The 6,230-nt window shown below is 71.5% G+C and carries 8 protein-coding genes; 4 read left to right on the top strand and 4 right to left on the bottom strand.

The annotated features are described in order from the left end of the window. The coding region (locus FRAQA3DRAFT_RS08270) for a DNA polymerase (protein WP_009738612.1) at nt 1-735 on the top strand (735 nt) is incomplete at its 5' end. 148 nt (nt 736-883) lie between these two features. Then, nucleotides 884-1,690 (top strand): class I SAM-dependent methyltransferase, encoded by an 807-nt coding sequence (locus FRAQA3DRAFT_RS08265; protein ID WP_157467211.1) that lies wholly within the window; start codon nt 884-886, stop codon nt 1,688-1,690. 29 nt (nt 1,691-1,719) lie between these two features. Here FRAQA3DRAFT_RS08265 and FRAQA3DRAFT_RS08260 read toward each other — a convergent pair whose 3' ends face one another. Then, a complete protein-coding gene (locus tag FRAQA3DRAFT_RS08260; RefSeq protein ID WP_232291970.1) occupies nt 1,720-2,448 on the bottom strand; it encodes a phosphotransferase in 729 nt (242 codons plus the stop codon). Between the two features lie 886 nt (nt 2,449-3,334). Between FRAQA3DRAFT_RS08260 and FRAQA3DRAFT_RS08255 the strand changes: the two genes are divergently transcribed. Further along, the gene (locus FRAQA3DRAFT_RS08255) at nt 3,335-4,027 is read left to right on the top strand and encodes a cyclopropane-fatty-acyl-phospholipid synthase family protein (protein WP_009738609.1); all 693 of its coding nucleotides are present in this window, start codon (nt 3,335-3,337) and stop codon (nt 4,025-4,027) included. Nucleotides 4,028-4,099: 72 nt separating this feature from the next. Here the strand turns inward: FRAQA3DRAFT_RS08255 and FRAQA3DRAFT_RS38545 are convergent, their stop codons facing one another. The 3 genes from FRAQA3DRAFT_RS38545 to FRAQA3DRAFT_RS08240 all read right to left on the bottom strand — a co-directional run bounded on the left by FRAQA3DRAFT_RS38545 (nt 4,100) and on the right by FRAQA3DRAFT_RS08240 (nt 5,771). Next, nucleotides 4,100-4,555, bottom strand: a complete 456-nt coding sequence (locus FRAQA3DRAFT_RS38545) for a DUF4262 domain-containing protein (RefSeq protein WP_369809448.1) — start codon at nt 4,553-4,555, stop codon at nt 4,100-4,102. Nucleotides 4,556-4,832: 277 nt separating this feature from the next. Then, entirely contained in the window at nt 4,833-5,273 is a 441-nt protein-coding gene (gene msrB / locus FRAQA3DRAFT_RS08245; RefSeq protein WP_009738608.1) for a peptide-methionine (R)-S-oxide reductase MsrB, read from the bottom strand. A gap of 63 nt (nt 5,274-5,336) precedes the next feature. Next, nucleotides 5,337-5,771 (bottom strand): hypothetical protein, encoded by a 435-nt coding sequence (locus tag FRAQA3DRAFT_RS08240; RefSeq protein WP_009738607.1) that lies wholly within the window; start codon nt 5,769-5,771, stop codon nt 5,337-5,339. A 96-nt stretch (nt 5,772-5,867) separates the two neighbouring features. Here FRAQA3DRAFT_RS08240 and FRAQA3DRAFT_RS08235 point away from each other — a divergent pair, with 96 nt between their 5' ends. Beyond that, nucleotides 5,868-6,218, top strand: a complete 351-nt coding sequence (locus FRAQA3DRAFT_RS08235; RefSeq protein WP_009738606.1) for an RNA polymerase-binding protein RbpA — start codon at nt 5,868-5,870, stop codon at nt 6,216-6,218. The last annotated feature ends 12 nt before the right edge of the window (nt 6,219-6,230 follow it).

Raw genomic sequence — 6,230 nt, 5'->3', positions numbered from 1 at the left:
CCCGCCGACCTGCGCGCCGCCGTCATCGCCGCACCGGGCCGGGTGTTCGTCCGCGCCGACCTCGGCCAGATCGAACCCCGGGTGCTCGCCGTCGTCTCCGCCGACCCCGCCCTCGCCGCGGCCACCCAGGCCGACGACATGTACGCCCCCGTCGCGGCGCAGCTCGGCCGTGACCGGGCGCACGCCAAGGTCGCCATGCTCGCCGCCATGTACGGCCAGACCACCGGTTCGGCCGGCGAGGCCCTGCGCCGGATGCGCCGCGCCTACCCGACCGCGCTGGCCTTCCTCGACGCCGCCGATGCCGCCGGCCGCTCCGGCCGCGACCTGCGCACCTACGGCGGCCGGCTCGTCCGCCTCGCCCCCGCGGCGGCGGACCCACCCCGGGGCCTGACCGACCCGGCGCCGCCCGACGAGGCGTCCCCACCCTCCGGCGGCGTCACCGGGACGGCCCGCGGCCGCTTCGCCCGCAACGCCGTCATCCAGGGCCCCGCCGCCGAGCTGTTCAAGGCCTGGGCGGTGACCGTCCGCGCCGAACTGCCCGCCCTCGACGGCGAGATCGTGCTCTGCCTGCACGACGAACTGCTCCTGCACGTCCCCGCCGCGCACGCCGACGCCGCCGCGGACCTGCTGCGCCGCGCGCTCGCCGCCACGGCCGCCTACTGGGCGGCGGGCAGCGGGGTGCGCTTCGTCGCCGACGTGTCGATCCTGCGCTGCTGGTCCGACGCCGCCCACTGAGCCCGCGGTCCACCCCACCAAGATAATCAACGCTGTTGACGAATCGGCCAGGCATTTTGATCATCCTAGGAAACCAACCAGGACAGCACCCGGGGGAGCAGTGGAATCGACCGGCCCGGGTTCGCCTTCGTGTGCCATAACAACCTGTGTGACAGAGCCCAACTCCCCGGACGGCGCCGAGCCCGTCTTCGACCAGCGCGCCGCGACGTACAGCAACCACACCTGGCACATCCGGTACGCCGAACGGCTCGTCGAACTCGCCGCCCCCACCCCGGGCATGCGCATCCTGGATGCCGCGACCGGCACCGGGCTCGCCGCGATCGCCGCCGCCCGCGCCCTGGGGCCGACCGGACACGTGATGGGCGTTGACATCTCCACGGGCATGCTCACCCGAGCGCGCCAGGCGATCACCGCCGCCGGGCTGACGAACATCGAACTGGTCAGGGCGGACGCCACCGCCCTGCCCCGGTTCGGGAACGGCTCGTTCGACCTGATCCTCTGCTCGGCCGGTCTGCTCTACCTGCCGGTCCAGGCTGCCCTGAGGGAATGGCATCGGCTGCTGACACCGGGCGGGCAGGTCGGATTCTCCACGATGGCGGCGGGTTTCCCCGTCGCGGCCAGGCTCTTTCGCGACCACGCCCGCCGCTACGGCCTGACCCTCACCGACCCGGCCACCGCCCTGGGGACGTCGACGCGATGCCGTCAGGTACTGCGCGACGCCGGGCTCACTGCGGCCAAGCTGGTGGGGGAGACCATCCGCTTCTCCTCACACGACCTCGACCACGCCTGGGAAGCCCATGCCCGCGGCCCGCACCACGACGCGGTCGCCACCCTCACGCCGAAGCAGACAGAGACGTTCCAGCGCGACTACACCGACGCCCTGGCCGATCTCCTCCGCACCGACGAAGACCGCCTCCTCACCTCGGAAGTGATCTACGCCTTCGGTGAGAGGTGAACACCGCGCGGGAAGCACGTCGGCCCTGATCATCGCAGGGCGGCTGCCCACACCTCGGTCCGGGCGTCCAGATAGTCGGAGACCGCGAGCCAGTAGGGGCCGTCTTCGGTCCAGATCCTGGCCCATGGTTGGTGCTGCCGTTGGGCGCCGTCGCGCAGCAGGTTGTACATCGCCCGGGCGCGCCGACCCAGCATGCTCGCCAACGCCGGCCGGGACGCTCCCTCCAAGCCGTAGCCGTCCACGAAAGCGCGTAACCGTGCCGCTGATTCCGCCACCGGCCGATCGGCACGCAGACCCGCCATGGCCTGCGCGGCGTACGCGAGATCCCACAGCCGGGAACTCGGCGCGGCCGCGTCCCAGTCGATGAGCACCCAGCCTCGGGCGGACCTGACGAGGTTCCACGGCGCGACGTCGTTCTGACAGATCAGCTCCTCCCGATCCGGCGGGATGACCCTGTTCCACATGGCCCCGGCCGGCGGCACGAAACCGGCGAGGGCCCGGTGCAGGTCCGCCAGCATCCGACCGATCGAGAACAGCTCCGCCACCGAGTACGTGCCGGCGGCCGCGCCGAGCTCGCCGGGGACGTACTCCAGCACCTGGCGTCCCTGCACGTCCCGCCCCAGCGGGCGCGGGGCACCGGCGAAACCCACCGCGTGCAGGTGTCCCAGCAGTGCCTCGACCGCGTCCGTCCACGGCCCGACCGGGCGGCGAACGGTCCCACCCACCCGCACCACGCCGGTCGTGACCTTCCCCGTCAACGGCTCTTCCTCGCTACCCACCCCAAGAGCCTGGCGCAGACGAGACGCGGAAACGAGTCGTTCCGGCGATCAAGGTGTTCCGCGCAACCGCCCCCGCCCTGCGGCCCGGCCGCGTCCCACTCCCAAGTGGCGATCAAGGTGTTCCATCGATCGGCGGTCTTCCACCAAGATAATCAACGATGTTGACGAAACCTCACACCATGATCAAAAACAAATCCCGAAACCCAGCAACTGAATGCCGGGGGAGCGGCCAATAGTCAGAATGATCATCATTCAGAATGATCATCGTGTCGAACTCGGTTGTGACCTGCCGAAGGTGATCTTGATTGGGTAGGTGGCCCGCTGGTTCGCGGGCCGAGAGAAGTCCGGATGCCGGTGGATCTCACCCGTCGATGCCACCTGCTGTCCGAAGTTTGAGGCGATCGGGAGGAGTGAGGGGAGCGGTCGACACGGTTCTACTTGACATAATGTGCATTATCGGCGCGGCTGGTGGGGTAGTGGTTGCTGGGGTTTCGGGCTGTGTCGGCTGGCTTCGTGTGGAGTGCGTTCTTCCTGTGTGCGCCGATCGTTCTCGGTCGGTCGCTGCTGTTCGTCTGTTCGTTGTCGAGGTGGCGCGGGCTGGGTCGGGTGCGCGCGTATGTCGTACCGGTCGTGGGTTGCGCTGGCCGGTGGTGGGTGCTGCGGGTGGCTTTGCCGGTGGATTGGTGGCACCGCTCGCCGCTTCGTTCTGGTGTTCGACTGGTGTGGTGTTGGGTTGGGGGTCTCTCCCCTGGGCTGTCGTCTGGGCTGTCGTCGTTTGCTGGGTCGGCAATGTTTTTGGGGTGGCTGCGGGTGGTGGGTGAGGGTGTGGGGGTCGGTGTGCGGCTCGGTGTGGAGGGTGGTCGTGATGGTGGAGGCGGGGTTCGGCGGGCTGGGTGGGGTGCCGGTGGCGGAGTTCTGGGATGCGCGGTATGCGGGTGCGCCGCGGATCTGGAGTGGTGAGCCGAATGTGGCGTTGGTGCGGCTGGCGGGCGGGGTGGCGCCGGGGCGGGCGTTGGATCTGGGCTGTGGTGAGGGTGGGGATGCGGTGTGGTTGGCGCGGCGGGGCTGGCGGGTGACGGCGGTGGATGTGTCGGAGGTGGCGTTGGGGCGGGCGGCGGCGCAGGCGGCTGCGGCCGGGGTCGGGGATCGGGTGGTGTGGCGGCGGCTGGATCTGGGGGTGGAGTTCCCGGCGGGGATGTTCGAGCTGGTGTCGGCGCAGTTTCTGCATTCGGAGGTGGAGCTGCCGCGGGTGCGGATTCTGCGGGCGGCGGCGGGGGCGGTGGTGGTGGGTGGGACGCTGCTGGTGGCCGGGCATGCCGCGGGTCCTGCGGGGCATGGGCATCCGGGGCTGGTGTTCCCGTCGGCGGGTGAGGTGCTGGCGTCGTTGGAGTTGGTGGTGGGTGGGTGGGAGGTGGTGGTGTGTGAGGAGTTCGAGCGGTCGGTGCGCTGGCCGGACGGGTCGGTGGGGGTGCGGTTGGACAACGTGCTGGCGGTGCGCCGCCTGGGGGCGGGGGGCGAGGGGCGGTCGCCGGACTCCCCCGGCGGCGGCCGTGTCTGAGCCGGCGTCCCGGTGCTTCGGCGGTGTTCGGGTGGAACCGCCGGTGCGCACCGGGGCGCTGGACGGTGGCGGTCAGGGGCGTGGCCTGTCCCCCGTGGCGGGGTGGGGCGGTGGGGCGGCGAGGGGCTGGTGGGCGGCGGCGGCGGTGCAGCCGGTTTCCCAGGGCAGGGTGCCGGCGGGGTCGCTCCAGAGGATCTGGTAGGCGGCGACGGGGGGGCCGTCGGGGTGCTGGTAGGTGGCGTTGGCGTGCGGGAGCAGCTCGTCGCAGGCGGCGGGGCTGAGGGTGAGCAGGTGGTGGCGTCTGGGGGGTGCGAGGTCGTCGAGGGTGGTGTCGGGTGGCGGGGGGTTGCCGGCGCGGATGCGGGTGGCGAGGAGGTTGAGCAGGGCGGCGGCGTCGTGCGGGTGCAGGCCGGCGATGAGGAGTTCGGGGTGGTGCAGTGCGGTGAGGCCGATGGTGTAGGCGTAGTCGGGTTCGTCGGTGTCGGGTTTGGCGAGGACGGTCTGGACGGCCCAGCCGTGGTGGTGGATGGTCTGGCGGATCCAGGCGGCGTGTCGCCGCTGCCAGCCGTTGGTGCTGGCGGTGAACGCGTCGCCGGCGGTGGTGGCGTCGTCGCGGTTGGGTGACCTGTTGACGGCGGTGCCTGTGGAGGGGTTTCCATCTGGCGAGGCCGGGTGCGTTGCCGTTGCCTCTCGTGCCTGCGGGGTTCGCTCGGCGTTGAGGGTGCTGGGGGTGCGGCTGTTGGTGGTGGGCGGGCCGGCCGGCGCGTGGACGCACCGGCGGCGGCCCGGTTCGCGGCTGGGTGGGTCAGTGGGTGTCGAGGTCGAGGGCGAGGCTGTTCATGCAGTAGCGCTGGCCGGTGGGTCCGGGGCCGTCGTCGAAGACGTGGCCGAGGTGTCCTCCGCAGCGGGCGCAGCGGACCTCGGTGCGGATCATGCCGTGGGAGCGGTCTTCGATGAGTTCGACGGCGTCGGCGACGGCGGGTTCGGTGAAGCTGGGCCAGCCGGAGCCGGAGTCGTACTTGGTGTCGGAGGTGAACAGGGCCGCGCCGCAGCCGCCGCACCGGTAGGTGCCGGTCTCCTTGCTGTAGGTGTAGGCGCCGGTGAAGGGGGGTTCGGTGGCGGCCTGGCGCAGGATGGCGTAGCGCTGGGGGGAGAGTTCGGCGCGCCACTGTTCGTCGCTTTTGGCGACGTCGCCGGTTGCGGGGCCGGTGGGGGTGGTGCCGGTGGCGTGGTCGCTGGTGGTCACGGCGTCACGTGGTCCTTTCTGCGGGCATCCGTCGGTGGACGGGTGCGGCGGGGTGTGGTGGGGTCACTCCCCCGGTCCGGTGTGGGTGGTGCGGGTCAGGGGTGCGGCGGCGGCGACGCCGCCGAGGGCGGCGGTGGCCATGGCGGTGCCGAGGGCGGGTGGGAGGTGGCCGCGGGCGGTGGAGGCCGTGAAGACGGAAACGTCGGCGGCGTCGGCGATCATTCCGGCCCACAGCCAGGTGGCGGTGTCGCGGCCGGTGGCCATGGCGGTGAGCAGGCCGGCGCCGAGGGCGAGGTCGCGGATGCCGGCGAGGCGGGCGACCCAGGCCAGGCGGGTGGCGGTGAGGCGGTCGACGCCGGTGATGCGCAGGGTGTCCACGGCGCGGGTCAGGACGAGGGTGCCGACGGCGCAGCGGGTGATGCCGAGGGTGGCGGTGTGCAGGGTGCGGATGGGGCCTGTGGGACGTTTCGGGGTGGGGCGGCGACGCTGTGCGTTCATGATTGTGTTACGGGTCCTTCCTCGGCGGGAACGTCTCGGCTGGCCAGAACGTTGTCGAGGGGTAGTTGCACACGTCTCGACGCTCGGAGGAGTTATATGGGCGAGCGCATCCTGCGGGGAAGCCGTCTCGGTGCAGTGTCCTACGAGACTGACCGCAGCACCGAGCTTGCCCCACGGCAGTCGGCGTCCTACGACTGCCCCAACGGCCACCAGTTCACCATGCCCTTCGCGGCTGAGGCGGAGGTGCCGTCGGTGTGGGAGTGCAAGGTCTGTGGTGGGGCGTCGGTGATCGTCGATGGTGAGCGGCCTGAGCCGAAGAAGTCGAAGCCGCCGCGGACGCACTGGGACATGTTGATGGAGCGCCGGACCACCGATGATCTGGAGGAGGTCCTGGCGGAGCGGCTGGCGGTGTTGCGCGGTACCGGCGAGGGTCGGCGTACCGCTTAGAGGGCTGTTCGT

This window comes from Frankia sp. QA3, assembly GCF_000262465.1.
Taxonomy (GTDB): Bacteria; Actinomycetota; Actinomycetes; order Frankiales; family Frankiaceae; genus Frankia.
Note: the sequence above shows the minus strand (reverse complement) of the source record. Positions and strands in the feature narration are given on the sequence as shown.

What these genes read in the sequence shown, in the direction of transcription:
- FRAQA3DRAFT_RS08255 (WP_009738609.1), top strand. Translation starts at nt 3,335, where the DNA reads ATGGTGGAGGCGGGGTTCGGCGGGCTGGGTGGGGTGCCGGTGGCGGAG.
- FRAQA3DRAFT_RS08240 (WP_009738607.1), bottom strand. Translation starts at nt 5,771, where the DNA reads ATGAACGCACAGCGTCGCCGCCCCACCCCGAAACGTCCCACAGGCCCC.
- FRAQA3DRAFT_RS08235 (WP_009738606.1), top strand. Translation starts at nt 5,868, where the DNA reads ATGGGCGAGCGCATCCTGCGGGGAAGCCGTCTCGGTGCAGTGTCCTAC.